Raw genomic sequence first — 17,752 nt, 5'->3', positions numbered from 1 at the left:
ATATCCCTATAAAATCACATAAACAACCAACGTTTTTCACCATTATCAGCAGCTATATAATAGCTATCAACGTTATCAGAACTGTCAATTCTCAAGCGACCAAATTTTTCCAAAAAATAATCCATATTTTCTAAAAATGGAGTTTCTAGTTTTGTCTCGATTGGCACCGGGACAATTTTGAAATCATTATTTTTGAATTTTTTGTGAGCAAGCAGCTGATATTTATTGAGAGCTATCCACTCCAAGCCGGATAACTTATCTAGCTCTTTGTGCTGATATATTTGCGCCTTCAACCACACTTTTACGTTGCCAAGAGAAAATTCAAATAAATCATCATTTATTGCACCGTCCTTCCTGTCGTCGGCTTTAGATGCGGCAAGTATGGTCATTACCAATGCTACAGAAAATTTGTTTTTGCCAACCTCGATTGTAGGGCGACCGCACTCACAAAAATGATCGCTATTTGAAAACTCATAAAGCTTGTGCCGCCTAATGGAGTTTGGACTTTCAACTCTTTCATCCTCATATAGCTCTTCGCTGATTATCCACGGATGGGTATGAAAGGTGCCTAAATGCCGGTATTCATCGCCAAACATATTGGCAACGTCTCTCTTTAGCTCTAAAGACAAAAGATCAGGGGTAACTGAACCCCGGCTCTTCTTAGCGGAGCTATCAACGGAAATGTGCTTCACCTCACATGAAAATGGGAGCCTTTTATTCACTTTCCCCCAAAGTTGAGCGTGCGTTTCTATGGCAACACTTTTTTTTCCATGATGCTTAATTGCATAAGCTTCTAATCCCTCTAATAATAGGGAGAAAAATGCACTGTTGTTTAAGCTTACTTTGGCTGCCACTAACTATATCCTTGTTCTTATTTATAGAGTACCTGAAAAAGCTTTTTGGCTGAGTGAGTTAAAAAGTACATCATTCGAAACCTCAGATTTATGCTCTTTTTGAATCAATGAATTTGCGTTCCAGTAAATTTCGGAGAATTTTTCTTGCAGCCATTTTTGTGGAACAGGAAGTTCAATTTCATATAGTTCTTTGGTGCGTATCCCTTTTACCGTGCTACCACTCGACTTATTTAAGATCAAACCTTGAATAAACGGGTGGAGAAGCAGGAACATCAGAAACTCATGTGTCACTTTGCCTTTTGAACGAAGAGCAATAAGCCTCTGCCCAACAACAACTTTGTCGTACTTTCCCAGTAACGCCACATTACCCAACGGCGCTTCAGTGGTAAAAAGTACATCATTTTCAAGTGGCAGCCCTCGCGTCATCCAAGACTTGTAATTTTCTTCAGGAATAAACTCACGTGGCTCATGTTCAACAAAGCCTTTCTTAACATTTTTGGCGGTAATTAAAGGTATTCCTTTATCAGACTTTTCAGGTGTTTTCCCCCGGTAGTCTATGTAATCAACCAAATCCCTAATTTTAAATTTATCCGACTTCTCATAGCCTTTAGTAGTAACCAACTCACCAAACATCTCCAGAAACACGGCCCGGAGGAAATCGTCAGCGAGTTGGATGGCTTGCCGGCGTTTGCGGCGGATAGCGTCGGCTTTGTCCAGTATCGCGGCAATGCGTTTTTGCTCGGCTAGTGGTGGGAGTGGAACTTCGACACTTTTCACCAATTCCGTATTTAGATTCTTTACGACTGCCCCCGCAGCTAATTCAGTAAAACGTTGTTTTAAAGTTTCACTGCCGAGCAAGTAGTAGAAATAATCTGAATCTACCGCATCAGGGTTACCAGACAGAACTAACCATCCATCGTGAATACAACCTGATGTATTCATGATGTAAGGGCGCCCAAAGCTCATTGAGTTTGTTAGTAGAAAATCACCAGGATGAACCATGCGGGTTTTAGATAAACCTTCAGGCTTTATTTTCAACTTGGTAGAATTTATGTACTTATTGCTATTTGAAGCATCCTTAATTGAAATCCAATTCAGACCATCGTCAGAATCAGTAATAAAGTCATCAATAGGTCTGGGAGAACCGCCCCTAGCTATGTCAAAAATATCTCCCAATTTCACCATCGGCCAACTCACAGTATGGCCTCCAGTGCTTTTAAATCAGCCAAAATATCGTTTTCCAACGCCACCAGCTTATTCAGGATCACTTTTGGGGCGTCATACTGCTGTTCTGCGTACACCACTTCCTTGTAGCGGTTAATGGATAAGTCGTACTTATTGGCAATAATATCGGCCGCGTCTACCACAAAGGCGGGCTGGGTTTTATCTTGCCAGGCATCCAGTGGCTGGTTGTTTATGACTGCTTGCTGATAGGCTTTATATTGGGCAATAAGATCCGGTAAGTCGTTTTGTTCAATCTCGTTGCGTTTATCATCCAGTGTAAAACCATCGTTTTTAACATCGTAAAACCAGACGCGGTCGGTGTTGCCGCCTTTGGTAAAGATAATAATGGCAGTAGATACGCCGGCGTAGGGTTTAAACACACCGCTGGGTAAGGAGATAACCGCTTCTAACTGGTTGTCTTCAATTAAAAACTTACGCAACTGCTGGTGGGCATTACTGGAGCCAAACAGCACGCCGTCGGGTACTACTGTGGCGCTGCGGCCGCCTATTTTCAGCATCCGTTGGATAAGACCGACAAACAACAGCTCAGTTTTCTTGGTTTTAACTACCCGCAGTAAGGCTGGGTCGCAGTCTTCTTCATCCAGTGTGCCTTTAAACGGCGGGTTGGCCAGGATAACGTCGAAACCATCACGCGATGCTTTAGGGAAACGCTCGGTGAAGCGTTGGCTTAACGTGTCCTGGTAGTGTACATCCGGCTCGGCTATGCCGTGCATCACTAAATTCATCGCCGCTACCCGCAGCATGGTAGCGTCGAAGTCAAAGCCGTGGAACATATCGGTATCAACATGCTTGCGCTGCTCCGGCGTTAATAAATCACCGCTGTAAATTACGTTTTGCAGCTGCTGGCCTTTTTTATTCAGCACCGGTTTGCCATCGGCGTCGAACATTGGCTCGCTGTGAGTACCGGCTTCTGAGCTGTATTTTTGCATCAGATACTCGTAGGCCACCGATAAAAAGCCGGCGGTGCCACAAGCCGGATCGCAAATGCGATCGGTGGCTTCAATATCCAGTAGCTCGACCATGGTACGAATTAAATGCCGCGGCGTGCGGAACTGGCCGTTAATACCGGCGGTGGTGAGCTTGGATAACAGGTATTCGTATAAATCACCCTTGGTATCAGCGTTTTGCAGTGGTAAGTCTTCTACCATTTCAACCGCTTTAACTAACAGTGATTGCTTTTGGATCATCAACTGAGCGTCTTTCATAAACTCTGCAAACAAGGTGCCTTCACCGGCTAAATCGGCAAAATGCGGGAACACCTTATCACGTACTACTTTGTACATTTGCTCGGCGGGTAAATGGCGGAATTTGCTCCAGCGCAGCTGTTGCTGCTCATCATTAAAACGGCGTTTAAACTCTTTACCTCCGCGGCTGGCGCGTACTTCGTCGTTAGACTCATTCATATCCAACAGGCGGGCGTACATTAAAAAGGTAATTTGCTCAATTACCGTCAGCGGATTGGTAATACCGCCGGTGTGAAATTCCAGCCAGAGTTTGTCAATTTTGGATTTTAGCGGTCCGGTAATCATAGTGTCTCACAACTTAAAAACATCAAAGGTGGGCACAGCAATTGGCCGTGCCCGTTATCATTCAGTACTTTTGGCGATACTGGCTTTATTTACGCCCAGCTGCGCATTAAACCGCTTAACAAACTGGGCAATAACATCGGCTTCCTGGCGGTTAAATAAGCCATCCAGGCCGTTGGCATCCAGCGTATTAAAGGGGGCCTGGTACAGCTGGTCTATCTCAATGCTGCCGTACTTAATTAAATGCTGCTTTAACAGCGCGATAAAGCGCTGCTGACGGGCATTTAAGCCGGTATGCACCTGCTGCACAAACTGGGTAAAGGTACGCTCTATCGCTTTGGCGTCCATACCTACTATGGTACGCAATATTATATCCAGCCCTACGCTTGATTCTGGGTAAAACTCGGTTAGCGTGGTTAAATCTATGCTGGGGTTTTGCGTATGCACCAGCGCATTTAATTGTTGCAGCTCCAGCTCGGTTACCGCTTCGCCACTGCGAATTTTAAGCAGTACCGGGTTGGTTTCAAATAACGGCTGTAAACTGGCCTCTACCGCCTGGCGGTAAATTTTATAATCTACCGTTACCAGCTTGGTTAGCCGCTCTTCTACCAGGTGTTCGCTGTCGGCAACGTCTATCACTTTTGCCGGTTCAGTGGGAGGCACTACCAGCTTTTCGCGCAGGTGAATAATGCCACGCAACTCCTGACGGCTGTGCTCCAGCTGCAGCGGTGTTACCGCCTGCCAGTAGCTGTCTTTTTGGATGGCGTTAATAGTTTTGGCTTTGGCGCGTACCACGTTTAAATGCATAGATAAGCGGCTTATTTTGTCCAGCACCGGCAGCTTGTCGATATCCAGCAAGCCAGGCTGTTTTAATGCCAGGTACTGCAAATTGGCCATTTGCAAATCAAAGCGCAGCGCTTCAGATTCACCATTAATATTGCGCCATTGCATCAGCGGTGCCATTACGTCGCGCAATTGGCTGCGGGTAACCGGGGCAAACTGCGCCAGTACTTTGCTGTCACTAAGCTGATCTTTTAGCTGCCATTTGTCACGCACGGCTATAGTGCGGTTATCTAAAGCATCAATATCGGCTTTAATCAGCGCAATAACAGCATCGAAAGTTGGCATTTCGGCTTGTTGCAGCGCAAGCTCTGCCAGATTAAGCCGGGTTTCAAACAGTTTTTGACACAAGGACTTTGCCTGCACCGGATCATCTTCCGGTTTTTCCAGTTCAAAGTAAGCAAAGTTTTCCCAGTGGTCGAAGATTAAAAAGTGCGTTTTGTTGCTGCCCTGGCCATACAGGTTTTCACATAGCCGGGTGCCGCGACCTATCATTTGCCAAAATTTCACCTTCGATTTAATGGGTTTGGCAAATACCAGATTTACCACTTCTGGCACATCGATACCGGTATCGAGCATATCTACCGATACCGCTATGGTAATTTCATCCTGCTTTTTAGCACTGCCTTTAAAGTTTTCAATCATCTCTTCAGCACGTTCGTACTTAGAGTGAATAACCCGGCAAAAATTAGCGCCCAGCTGCGGATACATTTCGCTAAACAGCTCTGCCAACAGCTCGGCATGGACAATGCTGCGGGCAAATATAATGGTTTTACCCGGCAACTGGCCATCGGCATCGCGCAGGCCTTTTTCCATCAAATTCTGCAAAACAGCGCGGTTGGTGTCCTTGTTAAAAATGGCCTTATCCACCGCCGGCGCATCAAAGTCGAGCTCATTCGGATCTATTCCCTGCTCTTCTAACTCAGCAATTTGCGCATCGGTTAGGGCATGGCCTTTAATGCCGTCGCGTAAAAACTTGGTGGTATGCGACACTACTTTAAACGGCACCAGGTTATCGTCGTCAATAGCTTGTTCTAACGGGTAGTTGGCTGTCGGTTGTTTAAAGTCACAACCAAACAGCCGGCAGGTCGATTTCGACACCATTTCCACCGGGGTGGCAGTAAGGCCAACCTCTAACGCATCGAAGTACTTAAATAAATCGCCGTACACATTGTAAATAGAGCGGTGCGATTCATCGGCAATGATCAGGTCAAAATAGCCGACGTCATACTGTTGATATATCGACAGCATACCCGGATAAGTGGCAATAAAAATACGGGCGTTGTCCGCATTACTTTTTTGGCTTTTACCGACGATATGCAGTGGCTCTTTGGTAAATTCGTTAAAGGCATTACCGGCTTGTTTACGCAGCTCTTTGCGGTCACATAAAAACAGCACCCGCTTGGCCCAACCGGCATCCAGCAGCCGTTTTACCAGCGCAATAGATACGCGGGTTTTACCGGTGCCGGTAGCCTGCACTACCAACGCTTTGCGGTGCTTGTCGGTAAAGCGTTCACACACCCGGCTGATAGTTTCTATCTGGTAGTCCCGGCCGGCAACCGCAATGTCGATAGGCGTTTTGTTTAAATCGCCCTTAATACTGCGCTGCAAAATAAGGTATTGCAGGCTGTCTTTACTGTAGTAACCGTATAGCTGGCGTGGCGCATAGCCCTGAGCATCATCCCACAGGTAAATGTCGTAACCATTGGTGTAAAAGATAACCGGCCTTTGACCAAACTGCTTCTCCAGTGCATCGGCATAGAGTTTAGCCTGTTCACGGCCCTCTTTAACATTGCGCCGTGTTCGCTTGGCTTCTATTACTGCCAGCGGTTTGCCGTTATCGTCCCACAACACATAGTCACAATAACCAATACCGCTATCGGTTGGCTGGCCGGTTAGCTGAACTTCTTTGCCAACTGCATTGGTACTGCTGTCATCAAAACTAACATCCCAGCCACGGCTGCGCAGCTCAGCATCAATAAGCTGCTGCCGCGTTTCTGCTTCATTAAAGTCGAAACTGGATTTAGCCTCAAGCGTGCGCATTCTTAACTGGTTAGCTTTAGCACTGTCTATCTGATTTTTCAGCGCATTAGCTTGCTGTAATGCCAGCTGCTCAGCTTGTTTGGTGGCTTCAAGTTCAGCCAGCGCTTGTTCCAAACGGGCATTTTGCTCAGCCAGCTTTTCCTGCAGCTGTTTGTTTTTTCGTTTAAACTCGCTTTTGCTTTCATCGGCTAATGGCTGATTTTCAGGGGCGGTGAAAGTGGGGAGATCAGCAGCTTTACCGCCGGCAAACGCCAGGTAAAACCAGCAGCCGATATAATAGGTTTCTTTTAGTAGCCACAGGGCATCGTGCTGGTTGGTGTACCCCTCGTGCGCGGCTTTATTACCGCCACGGCGCACCGCATGCAGCTTATCGAGAATAATTTGGTCCACTTCTGCAGTAAAAGCACTGCTGATGAGCTTGTCGTTAATAGTAGCATTAGGGGCAATAGGCAGCTTTAAGTCCAGGTAGACATAACCGACCACTAACTCCACAAAGCAGCGCAGTTTAACCAGAGTACTGTGTGGGTCTGTTACCGCATAAAGCTCGGCAAAAGCGCCTAATTCGGCCAACTTTGGCCAGCAGGCCCTTAAATGCTCAAAATTCAATGATAACTTCACCCGACTAATAATCCTTGTTCTGATATGGCAAGCTCTGTGCCACACTAAGTTTCATTGTCATTATTGCTCTGCGATACCCAGATTTTTCATCCAGTTCGCCAGCGTTTGATGATTGGCCAGCCCCAGCAATTTTGCTGCTTTTGATTTATTGCCGCCGGTTTTATCCAGCGCCGCTTTAACGATATTTTCTTTAATGCCATCAATATATTGCTGAATATCAAATCCGGCAACAAATTCAGGTACAACAGGGCTACTTTCATCCGTTTTAACGGCGTCTACCGTCGCATTCTGAATATCAGTAACGGTAAGTTCAGTATTATCCGCCCATAACACAGCACGATTTAGCGCGTTCCAAAGTGCCCTTATATTGCCGGGCCAGGGCTGCGTTGCTATAAATTTAATTGCAGAGCTGCTAATTTTTTTACTTTTATAATCAGGTTGCTTACTAAAGACCGCATTGATTTCGGCCATAATCTGTTTTACCAGATCGGGTATATCGGCAGTTCGATGGCGAAGCGGTGGTAATTCAATTACCCCTACCGCGATGCGGTAGAACAAGTCTTCCCGAAACGTACCCTCAGCCACCATCGTAGCGAGCTGGCGGTGTGTTGCGGCAATTACCCGCACATCAACCTGACGGGTTTTGCTATCCCCTACCCGCGTTATTTCGCCCTGCTGCAAAGCACGTAATAGCTTTACCTGCACGGCAGGTGTTAACTCGCCCACTTCATCCAGAAACAAGGTGCCACCATCTGCTTGCTCAAATAAACCGGCATGGTCGTTATTTGCACCGGTAAAAGCGCCTTTAACATGGCCAAACAAAATGGAGTCGACCAGGTTTTCCGGTAAAGCGCCACAGTTAATAGTTTTAAGCGGTTTAGCACTGCGATTGCCGGCCGCATGAATAGCCGTAGCTAACAGCTCTTTACCGGTGCCTGTTTCGCCTAATATTAACGCCGGCAAATCAGTAGCGGCCAACTTAGCCGCTTTGTTAAGCGCAGCTTTCATTGCGTCTGACTCTGCCGCTATCCGGCTAAATTCTGACGACAAACTGGGGCCGGCAATGACTTTATTACGGACGGATGTACTTACCGCTTTTTTATAGGTGGCGGCAAAATCCAGCGGGATCCTGACTTCCACTACGCTGTTATCAGGTGCCGCCTGAAGAAAATGGCATTGATACATCCCCTGACCTATTAGCACCGACATGGCGGTCATTGCCGGCGTACCGGATGTCAGGTTGATATACACCTGATTGTCACCCTGACAGAGTGCCTGCAAGTTCCGCAGCATCACAGCAGCTATAGCCACGTAATCAATCGGTGAAGATAACGATTGCTGCCTTACCTCAACTTCGGCTGGCCGGGAAATAACCGCTAAACGTTTATTCAGCCACTTTTCGTAGTCATGCCAGTGCTCTTCCCAGGCATTGGCCAGAATTAATACTGTGTCAAAGGGGGCGGTATGCTTAGTAGCGAGGGTGGCGATGGCTGCGAGCTTATCAACCTGCATATGGTCGATATCAGTTTTACCCAGCCAGGAAATAAGGATCTTCATAGAGTTAATAAGCCAGAAACATTTTAAAACAGGCTACCAGCAAGCCGTTTCTTGCACCAGCAGGAATGTAATAAATTTTCTTTAGATGCAAATTTGTTTACAGCATCTATACCTCAATCGCTATTTGGAATGTCTTCTTAAAATGTGACTTGTACTAGCTTAGATTGAGCTCACTGCTTTGTTTGTTTTGGATCAGCACGTTATCCAACTCAGGCCCGACATGCAGCCGCAGACTTTTCACGATATTAAGCTGAGCTTTGTCGGCATGTTGTTGCCAGGATTTTTCGCTTGAGACATCTACCTGATGTTTAAAACTCAGTGCCAGGTAGTAACGTTTATCTAGCGGCAGGCAGTATTGATCTGTGCGGGTAACACTCTCTCCCCTCTGTTCCTGATAAAACACCCAGTCAAAACCGTGCATTGAGATAATTTGTGCCGGCTTTAATGGAGGAAAACCGAAATTCTGAATTTGCAGACGGACGTGCTCTTCCAGCCTGTCTTTGCGGCCTGTAGCCCCGCGTGTTGCTGCTTCTTCTGCTTCCGCCTCCAGTTTCTTCCTTTGTTGCGTGTTCCAACCCAAGCCCTGGCCGTTGCCTTCCGGGCCAATAACTTCTGAGTTGTAGTGCGCATCGTATTCATCTGTTACATGCTGCGCCAACTCGTTTCTATTTAACGCATTAACAGTATCCGGTACTTTTTTGATTTTCAGCTGCAGCCAAAGCACGCCATACTCGCCGCCGTCGGACCGTACAACAGGTGCCAGATAGCACCAACCTTCGGTATGAATATGAACGCCGTAATGATGCCAGTCTTGCTTAGCATTCGCGTCAAACCAGCCTTGCGCCCGGAACGGAAAATTAATCTGCCTGGGAGACTCTTGCGAGGCAATGTTTGAGTAAGGCAGCATCAACTCCAGCCGGTATTCTTCCAGAGCGAACGTGAGTTTATGCAGTTTGCTAAAATCCGGGCCGCCGGCAAAGCCTTGCCACCAGTTTCTGAGTAACTGCATCAGCTGTTGCCAACATGTTTGTTGATATAACGCTGCACCTGTGCCGCCTTTTTATGGTTACCAAACATCCGTAATTGTTCTTTGTAAGTTTCAATACCCAGGTAAGGTAACGTATGTGGGCTGACGCCGGGTTCAGAATCTCTGCCAAACACCAGGCCGCAAAACTTAATACTACGGCATAAACTGCTGGCCGATAAGTCGTTACCGCCAGCCAAATTAGGCACCAGATCAAACGGGTTATTTCTGACCGCCACTATTTTCATTCCCAGTCCCGCGGCCAGTTGCGATAGCTTCTCGACATTTGCGCCACTACCATGCAAAGCCAACTGCTGAGACGTTAATCTACCGCCGTAGTTTGCCCGATAATGCAGTAACGCTGCATTAAATATAATAGCGCCCTGACTGTGCGCTACCCACTTTATCGCTTTACCACTTTTTTGCGCATGAGACAGTATCGCCGCCAGATGCTGGGCATTGTGCGATTTGGTTCGGCTTAGTTTATCAAACACACATTCCGCAAGGTCCAGCTTCCAGCCATCACTTGGGTTATGAAACAGTGTGTAGCCGGTAATGCCATCTGCGCTGTACGCGGCTTGTGCATGCACCCCCATTAACCAGGCTGCTTTATTAAGTTCATTTTGCATGCCATTAACGGCAGCATGCTCAGTTTGTATATGCGGCACGGCTTCTCTGGCGATCCAGGCACCGGCCAGCGTTTTAATACCGTCGCTGGGTGTCGGGCCAGTATAGTTGGCGCTGCTTTCACGGCTTACGTTATATAGCGTGGTGCGTTCGTTGGCGATATTGCTCTTAGTACCCAATACGTTTCTGTCGAAGTAGATGTCATCAATGACAACCTGGCCAGCGCCATTAGTTTTATACTCAAGCAAATAGTGATAACTGCGAAATGGGTAACGCGTGCGATAAATTCGGCGAAACGGATTCAGGCTGTGCTTTGTCGAATAGGTAGAACTCGGATAGCGGGTAACATAGTCAATTTCTTTCATTACCTGTTGCTGATCGTAATCATTAAGGCTGGCCAGCATTAACAGCGCCTGATGAGTCAATTGCCAGTTATTGTTCAGATATTGGGACGGTAAACGGATACCGTGTTCTTGTGCCAGATTCTTATCTAAACCACTATGATTAAAAGCCTGAACTTTACCTGTGTGCATCCAGCTCATTTATGAACTCCCTTTAGATTCTGCTCCCAGAAGATAGCACACAGATAAAAACATTTAAATCACAAATAAAGCCATTCAGTTAACATTTTGATATTCAGCATTATCCCGCTCACCGATACGTGCCAGTATCCACTCCTGCACTTCTACCTCAACCCAAGCCACCATTCTGGCACTCAGCTTAACCGGCTTAGGAAAATGTCCTTCGGCGATAAACTTTTAAACCGTTGAACGAGCCAATCCTGTGCATTCCATCACAGCGTTTAATCTAACAAGTTTCATATTACTGGTTCCAACTGGTAAATATGCTTGCTGGGAATCTACAATGGAATTTGTGTCTGCTTATTCGCTTAGTAAATTATGCCCTAATGACTGCTCTGGCATCTTTTGACATTCTTTCCAACGACGAATTAAAGCAGCAACGCACGGGTTACCAGCAAGTTGATTTACTCTAACCCAATCAACATCCACAAGAGCCGTTATCAGTTCAGGGTTGAACTGACCTGCTAAACAGTGCCATTGGCGAATACTTGGCTGACGATTGATCTTCGATTTTGGCGAAGCGAGACTTCCAACTACGAAGTAATGCTGCTCTTCATCATACCAAAGACGCTGGACGCCAGGAACATTGCGTAACCAGCCTTTGATGTCTTTGAGCGGGAGCTCCAATACCCGGCTTAAAAGATCATCCCAAGCGCTAATCAACTTAGTATCAGCGGTTTTTTTCTTCTTACCTTCATCTACCGATAAATTTTTGTTCTCCAGCCACTTCTTAAACATCAGTTTTTTAATCTCTTTATATAGACAATCCTGATGCCCGGCTTGGATTAACTCTTTAAGCGTCTCTTTCCAATAGCCAAGTAGGTTATCCAATTCCACGAGCAATTTTTTCGCTAAAGATGGGTTAAGAACCTCTTCCTCAACGAGCTCGCTAACTACTTGCTCCAATGTTTCTTTTGCCGGTAACAACCACTCTTTGAGCTTATAACTGATTTCTTGTTTCGTTAAAATGTCTCTCACCAGCTCAAGCCCATGTGGAATCATGTGTGGTGTCTCATATTTGGGGTCTTGAAACATCACAGTTGTCGTTTCACCTTTAAACAAAACAAATGTAAGTCTTGCTGCAAATCGCGTTAGTTTTTCCGCAGGGCTTCCAAAGCCTTGCATGACAACATCCGGCCTGTAGTTGTATGGCCATTTGGACTGAAGTGACGCAAGCAATGACGCAACAGAGCAATCAAACCGGCTTAGCGCCATATCACAAAGTTTCACGCGATCTTTATCTGATGGATCGAATAGAACAAGGACTGGCCGGTCATCCTTGACTGTAAATAGATATCCATCGGTAATCACGATCAGGTCTTCATTCAAGAATGACGATTGCTCAGGCAACGAAGCGCTAATTTTCGATTTTTCGTTTAGGAGTAGACTCTTCAGCTCTAATTCTTTTAACGCGATCTCAAGGTTCCTGAGCAGGGCCTTTTCATTGTCACGATTGTCAGATATTGCGGATAACGCATAATCAAAATATAGGGAGCCCGGCTGAAGCATTAGATACTCTTTGCCACTCTCAGGATCTTCAGCTGGCGCCAGAAAATTGCTTTCTACAGAGTCTAGAAATAAGTCATTCGGATTTACATTAATATGCTGACACGCAACTTTAGTTCTCAAAGCAATTGTTAAAGGATACCTGTCTCCGACAATATTGGGTTTCTGGTCTAGTAAAACCAGCAGCCGCTGATCACTTGAAAAATTTTGCTGTTGGATGTTTTGCTCATTTATCGAAGGCTGCAATATTAACTTGGCACCAAGTGATTTCTTGTCAACGAGGCTTTGTAAATAGTTCACTAAATCCGAGCTATCAGCAGTTGATGAAACACGAAGGTCTACCACTAATACTTCTTTGCTCAAATCCAAACTCGTGAAAGATGTCTTTTCAGCACTGGTTTTGTACTTTGTTTTCAACGGTAAAGGTTTTAAATGCAATACCTTTGGTTTGAGTTCAAAACCATATAACCTGGCTTCCTTAATGAACTCATCTTGGATAGGTTTCAGAATCCAAGGCCAGCTTTGCTCTAAACCTCTTTTAGAGCTCACGTCGAGAAATGCCCTTTGAGTCCTATTGTTTTTGCTCTTTGAAATCTCTCGGTAAATTGGCCCTTTTGGTTTTTTCTTATGCTGAGGGAACCAGCGCATCAATACCTTATTGTCCCTATAAACCCACAAAGATGACTGCCTGGCAGGCAAATTGTTTATATCCGCTACTTCCCTAAGTGGAATATTTTCGTGAAAAAGCACAACTTCAGTTGCCGTTTTGTCTTTTAGCATCTGCGTTCGACAATCCAAGCCGATAGCAGAAATCCCTGCCCCGGATTGTCCCTTCCATGAATCTACTTTTAGTAGAGGACGGCCCAATGTATGGCTTCCCTCACAATGAACACCAAATGCCCTTACTTTTCGCATCAGAAGACGGATCCAAATAGGATTAAACTCCTGGGTGTAATCAACGCGTAGAGGCTCGACATGAACGCCATCAGAATTAACAATTTTAGGTGGGGTATCTGATTCACTATTTACTGCAACGAACAGACCAAACTGACCTAAATGGCTTTTCATTAAATAAGGATAGAACTTATCAGAGAGCTGCTCATCAAGTTGCGTCTCCCATTCTTTCCACTTATATCCCTTCGACAATGTGTAATGATACACAACTAGTTGCTTTGCCTTTTCCACATTAACTTCACCATCTACATATACCATGTGCGATAAAGGCAAAAACCCAGACGCTACTTTATTTCCTTGTGTACTCATTGTTCACCTTGCTTTTTCTGGGTAGTGTTTGTAATCAATCTTGTTAACTGTTCAAAACCAAGCGTAAATTCTTCATAAGGCTCAGACGTTAAACAACCTTCCAAAATTACTATTGACGCTTCTGTATCTCGTACCCGGTTCAATTTATCATCGAAGCAATGTAGAGGATTGTTTTTGTCTCTACCTATAAAATTGGCGATAACCAAAATTGCATCAGAACCAAGCACAGCCCGAATAGTTCTAAGCTTTTCTATCAATCCCAAAGGAGCATCAGAATCCTTTGCTCCGCAGTTGAGCCAGTTTTGATACTCCTCATCGGCATCGTTTAAGGTCTCGCTTCCCCAGTACTTCGCATCGATATAATAAGGCTGTCCAATCACATGAAAATCAAATAGCTCCATAACCCTTGAATCGACGACCCTTGCAGAAGTTGTAATAGATTTTTCACTTAATAACGCCCTGATTGCCTCTTCACCCAGCCGCCCTTGTAGCAACCTTTGCACTATCTTAGGGTGAAATAGATATTGCTCTTGAAGGCTATTTGCCGCAGGAAAAATTGATGTCCGATAACTTCTCTTATTGAACCAATCGATAATTGTTGGTGATTTTCGGATATGGACATACAGCTTGTCAGGGTCGAACTTTACATGCTCGGGCGACGACTTCTTAGAAAAGAACTGCCAGGTATCAGGATTGAACCAAACCGGGCCATTTATACTGTCTTCCGGACACTCGAAACAAGCCCATTTGTACAATTCGCAGTCCAGACCAAACGGATTGCGCGAAGGCTTCCAGGCATAGTCAAATTGGAGGACAGCTTTACCAAGTTGACTCCAAAGATCTGAAATACCCTTGGTATCAGAAGCAGATTCTCTAGATGCCCGGATTGCGGGGATAAGATTCATTTCAACTATCTCCACAGCGTTTTCACCATTCTGCTGTGGTGTCATCAGCATCGACAACAAATCAATATCCTTGCTATCTTGTCTGCTAGTTAGCTCTTCAAGTAGTTGATTATTCAAGTCAGATATTTGATTTTTATGGTTTATATATTCAGGTGTTGATGCAAATATCGTCAGAACCTTAGCCAACTCCTCAGATAAATGGATTTCCACAGAAGGAACTTCACTCCAGGCTCTCTCGATCCTCCCAACTTGCTGCTGGATATCAGCCGCTGTATTTTTTATATAGTCCGCCGAGCGCTTATAAAGTTCGTTCAGTTCCGCAATACCTTTTCTGTTATTTTCCATAACAGGCAGGATAAATTTTCGGTGCTGATCACGCGAAATTTCACCAGCACGCATCAGCTTTTCAAGATTCCTCAGTTGATATCCTGCATGGGCCATCTCACTCCCAACATCATCAGAGTCGGAAACTGAGAAATAGAAATGTCTTTCTTCTAGTAAATACAGACATGTCAGATCCATTTGCTGTTGCGTTTCTGGCAAGGTGAAATCGAGATTGACGCCATTGGTAGCTGATGCAGTTTGAGTAACAACTAAGACTGTCCTCCCAGTTTCAAATGCAGCTTGATATGCCTCGTAAAAGCTTCGGCGTTTCTGGCTCTCCGCCGTCAACAAACAGATCAGCAATTCTGTGTCATGGGCTTTCACTGGCACAAATACATCTTCGAACTCAGAAAAAACCTCAGGTAGAGTTCTTTCCGAATACGCAGGTTCCGCAATACTAAGCCAAGATTGCTTACTTCTACTTAACTCGGCTTGATCGTCAAACAACCATTTTTTTAGATATCGAATGGAGTTAACAAAAACTAATTGTCCCCTATGATGAGACCTCTTTGACGCTTTCTCTATAACACCAATCAGGTTGACCAACACGTTAAATCGATGCTCTCGGACATATTCACTAATTGGAAAATCATCTGATTGGAAGAATGCCCCCGGAAGGCTGTCAGTTAACTCTTCTATATCTATCGCAAACTCTGTCGGCAAGTCGGGATCTACATGAAGCGAGAGCTTCGACTTTCTAATGCTTTTCTTGGTTTGTACTATCTGTCTAATGACATTTTTTTGCAGTGTCTTGTGGTCAATAGTCTGAATAAAAGGTATTGGTTTTTTAAACCAAGATTCAGGCCTGTCGTTAAACTGATCACCCAAAAAACTTGCGCCCTTACTGGCGTCTCTTGCATCAGCAACATACATCAACGCATTTCTCACCCACCTCAAATCAAATGACCCAATGGCCCTTTCCAGAAAAGATGTCGCTGACAATCCGAAAACCAAGTTTCTGCTGCACAACGAAACAAGCAACCCTTCGGGAGTTGTTGGCAAAAAAGCACGCCTGATCTGTAGCCGAAGTGGATCAATATCAGCGTCTGCTGCATTCTGTTTTAATAGCCAGTTAGCTAAACCAAACACGTTTGCATGTGTATTTGGTAACAGATTGCTTTCACGAATTTGACCTAACTCTGGTAAATCCGATCTTGGTAAAGAAAACATGGAAACATTTGGCAATGCTGAACTGTAATAGGAGGGGCGATAGTCGTTCGCTGAATCGAACAGTAATCGACTTAGTTTAAACAGATAGTCTTGTGCTTCGTCCTGTGCCACGGCGATATCAGATACCAAGAGGCTAAACCTGCGCACAAATTGTTCCATCAATCGCAGGAAGTCACCCACAGGTATTGTATCGTCGCCAAATGGGTCGCCAGGCTTAACCACCTGAATTTCATAGCCGTGTTCAACGCGTTGCATTGACAGGCGGTCGCTTGTTACAAGGTGATCTGAGCGAAAAAGAAACTGTGTCTTAAAGTTATCTTTTTGGTTTATGGGTACGAGTAATGCTCTCGCATCAGACAGGTCGATCCTTTTATCTTCTAAAGCCTGTTCCAAATCTTTAATTAATTGGCTCAAGCTTTCATAAATTGTCGGTATAGGATCGGTGTCAACGTATTGTAGCCTTTTGAGCAGTCTCTTGCCTGCTTCAAGCAGCTGCCCCAAACACTCTGGAGGTTCCTGTACCAGCTGAGCTTGAGATAAAAGTTGCTGTAATACGTCAGCCTGATAATCAAATTCATCAATGAAAATAATGTGTCCCGACAAATCGCCACTGGACATTCTCACCTTACGGGCCCCATCGTAAAAAGATGAGAACAATTTTTGAGTCGTCATCACCAACAAATGTTGGTGCTCATCCCTCCAGACAATGGCCGGAAAAACCCTCCGAATCCAAGTATTCGATCGGAAGTTATCTAATCTCTTCTGTGCAGCACAGGCTTCCTCGCTATCGGCCCCATATCTACTACTTTGGTTCCTAACCTCTTTCTCAAGCGTGAACATGTTTTTCAACAATAAACGCTCAATTTGAGAGCAAAGACGACTCAATTTCTCCTCATCTAAACCGACATATTCTTGCGGGTAGATTGACCCTGCACGCCCCATCATCCTCTCAATTCGGGACGAAAGTTGCTTGACCTTTTTACATGCAACAAGCAATTGATCCGTAAGTTCTTTATCGAATAGCGAGCCATCCCTCCTCATCGCTTCGATAGAGGTAAAAGGACACGGGAGTTCAGCAGATTGGCAATTCTTTTCATGGGGAAGTGGCTGCTGTGTAATAGCCGCAACTAAATTGTCATCCTGAGCATAAAGCACGCTAACAGTGATTGGGGAGCCAGCTGAATCTTTTGCAACTGAGGCTTGATGATAGACATCGTGCAAAATGTTCCATCGATGTGTCACGAAGATTGCTTGGTAACCCAGTTTTTTTATCGTTTCAAGAACTGGGGAAGTCCCGTCTCCATGGCCATCACGAAATAGGCTACTGGTTTTGCCACCTCCGGTCGGACCTTCCAACTGGGCAAACCCTGCGATACCACGCCTTTTTAGTTTGTTACTTTTAGGGGATTGCGAAGCAAGGCTTATAGCCTCAGTGATATAACGCTCAACAATAGCGTTATACGATTGCAGTGACGCATCGTTCATCTTACACCTCATTCATTTCGGGTTATCGAGGTTTAAATTAGAGCGGCCATATGGTCGCACATCGTTTGACCAATAATTGATATCTCTTTTTCTAAAACAGGTCAAGAATTAATCAGCAAAGTAA

General features: G+C 45.1%; 10 protein-coding genes. All 10 read right to left on the bottom strand.

All coding sequences use genetic code 11. From position 1 onward, the window contains the following. Positions 1-14: 14 nt before the first annotated feature. Positions 15-854, bottom strand: coding sequence for a hypothetical protein (locus tag ACTZWV_RS06000; protein WP_444785665.1), 840 nt, complete (start codon positions 852-854; stop codon positions 15-17). 21 nt (positions 855-875) lie between these two features. Beyond that, a complete protein-coding gene (locus ACTZWV_RS05995) occupies positions 876-2,051 on the bottom strand; it encodes a restriction endonuclease subunit S (RefSeq protein WP_444785664.1) in 1,176 nt (391 codons plus the stop codon). Beyond that, complete coding sequence (locus ACTZWV_RS05990) at positions 2,048-3,628, bottom strand: type I restriction-modification system subunit M (RefSeq protein ID WP_444785663.1); 1,581 nt, start codon at positions 3,626-3,628, stop codon at positions 2,048-2,050. Before ACTZWV_RS05990 ends, ACTZWV_RS05995 begins: the two co-directional genes overlap by 4 nt. 57 nt (positions 3,629-3,685) lie before the next feature. Then, positions 3,686-7,126 (bottom strand): DEAD/DEAH box helicase family protein, encoded by a 3,441-nt coding sequence (locus ACTZWV_RS05985; protein ID WP_444785662.1) that lies wholly within the window; start codon positions 7,124-7,126, stop codon positions 3,686-3,688. 60 nt (positions 7,127-7,186) lie between these two features. Further along, the gene (locus ACTZWV_RS05980; RefSeq protein WP_444785661.1) at positions 7,187-8,683 is read right to left on the bottom strand and encodes a sigma-54 interaction domain-containing protein; all 1,497 of its coding nucleotides are present in this window, start codon (positions 8,681-8,683) and stop codon (positions 7,187-7,189) included. Positions 8,684-8,837: 154 nt separating this feature from the next. Beyond that, positions 8,838-9,692, bottom strand: a complete 855-nt coding sequence (locus tag ACTZWV_RS05975) for a hypothetical protein (RefSeq protein WP_444785660.1) — start codon at positions 9,690-9,692, stop codon at positions 8,838-8,840. Then, positions 9,692-10,876, bottom strand: a complete 1,185-nt coding sequence (locus ACTZWV_RS05970) for a hypothetical protein (RefSeq protein WP_444785659.1) — start codon at positions 10,874-10,876, stop codon at positions 9,692-9,694. The genes ACTZWV_RS05975 and ACTZWV_RS05970 overlap by 1 nt, the downstream gene beginning before the upstream one ends. Positions 10,877-10,951: 75 nt before the next feature. Continuing rightward, positions 10,952-11,086: a helix-turn-helix transcriptional regulator gene (locus tag ACTZWV_RS05965; protein WP_444786273.1), complete on the bottom strand. Its 135-nt coding sequence runs from the start codon at positions 11,084-11,086 to the stop codon at positions 10,952-10,954. 129 nt (positions 11,087-11,215) lie between these two features. Next, on the bottom strand, positions 11,216-13,684 hold the full coding sequence (locus tag ACTZWV_RS05960; RefSeq protein ID WP_444785658.1) for a hypothetical protein: 2,469 nt from the start codon (positions 13,682-13,684) through the stop codon (positions 11,216-11,218). Continuing rightward, complete coding sequence (locus ACTZWV_RS05955) at positions 13,681-17,628, bottom strand: hypothetical protein (RefSeq protein WP_444785657.1); 3,948 nt, start codon at positions 17,626-17,628, stop codon at positions 13,681-13,683. The genes ACTZWV_RS05960 and ACTZWV_RS05955 overlap by 4 nt, the downstream gene beginning before the upstream one ends. Between the last annotated feature and the right edge of the window lie 124 nt (positions 17,629-17,752).

The sequence above is a fragment of the Rheinheimera sp. NSM genome, assembly GCF_052380015.1.
GTDB lineage: Bacteria > Pseudomonadota > Gammaproteobacteria > Enterobacterales > Alteromonadaceae > Alishewanella.
The sequence above is the reverse complement of the archived record's forward strand: the minus strand, read 5'-3'. Positions and strand labels throughout refer to the sequence as shown.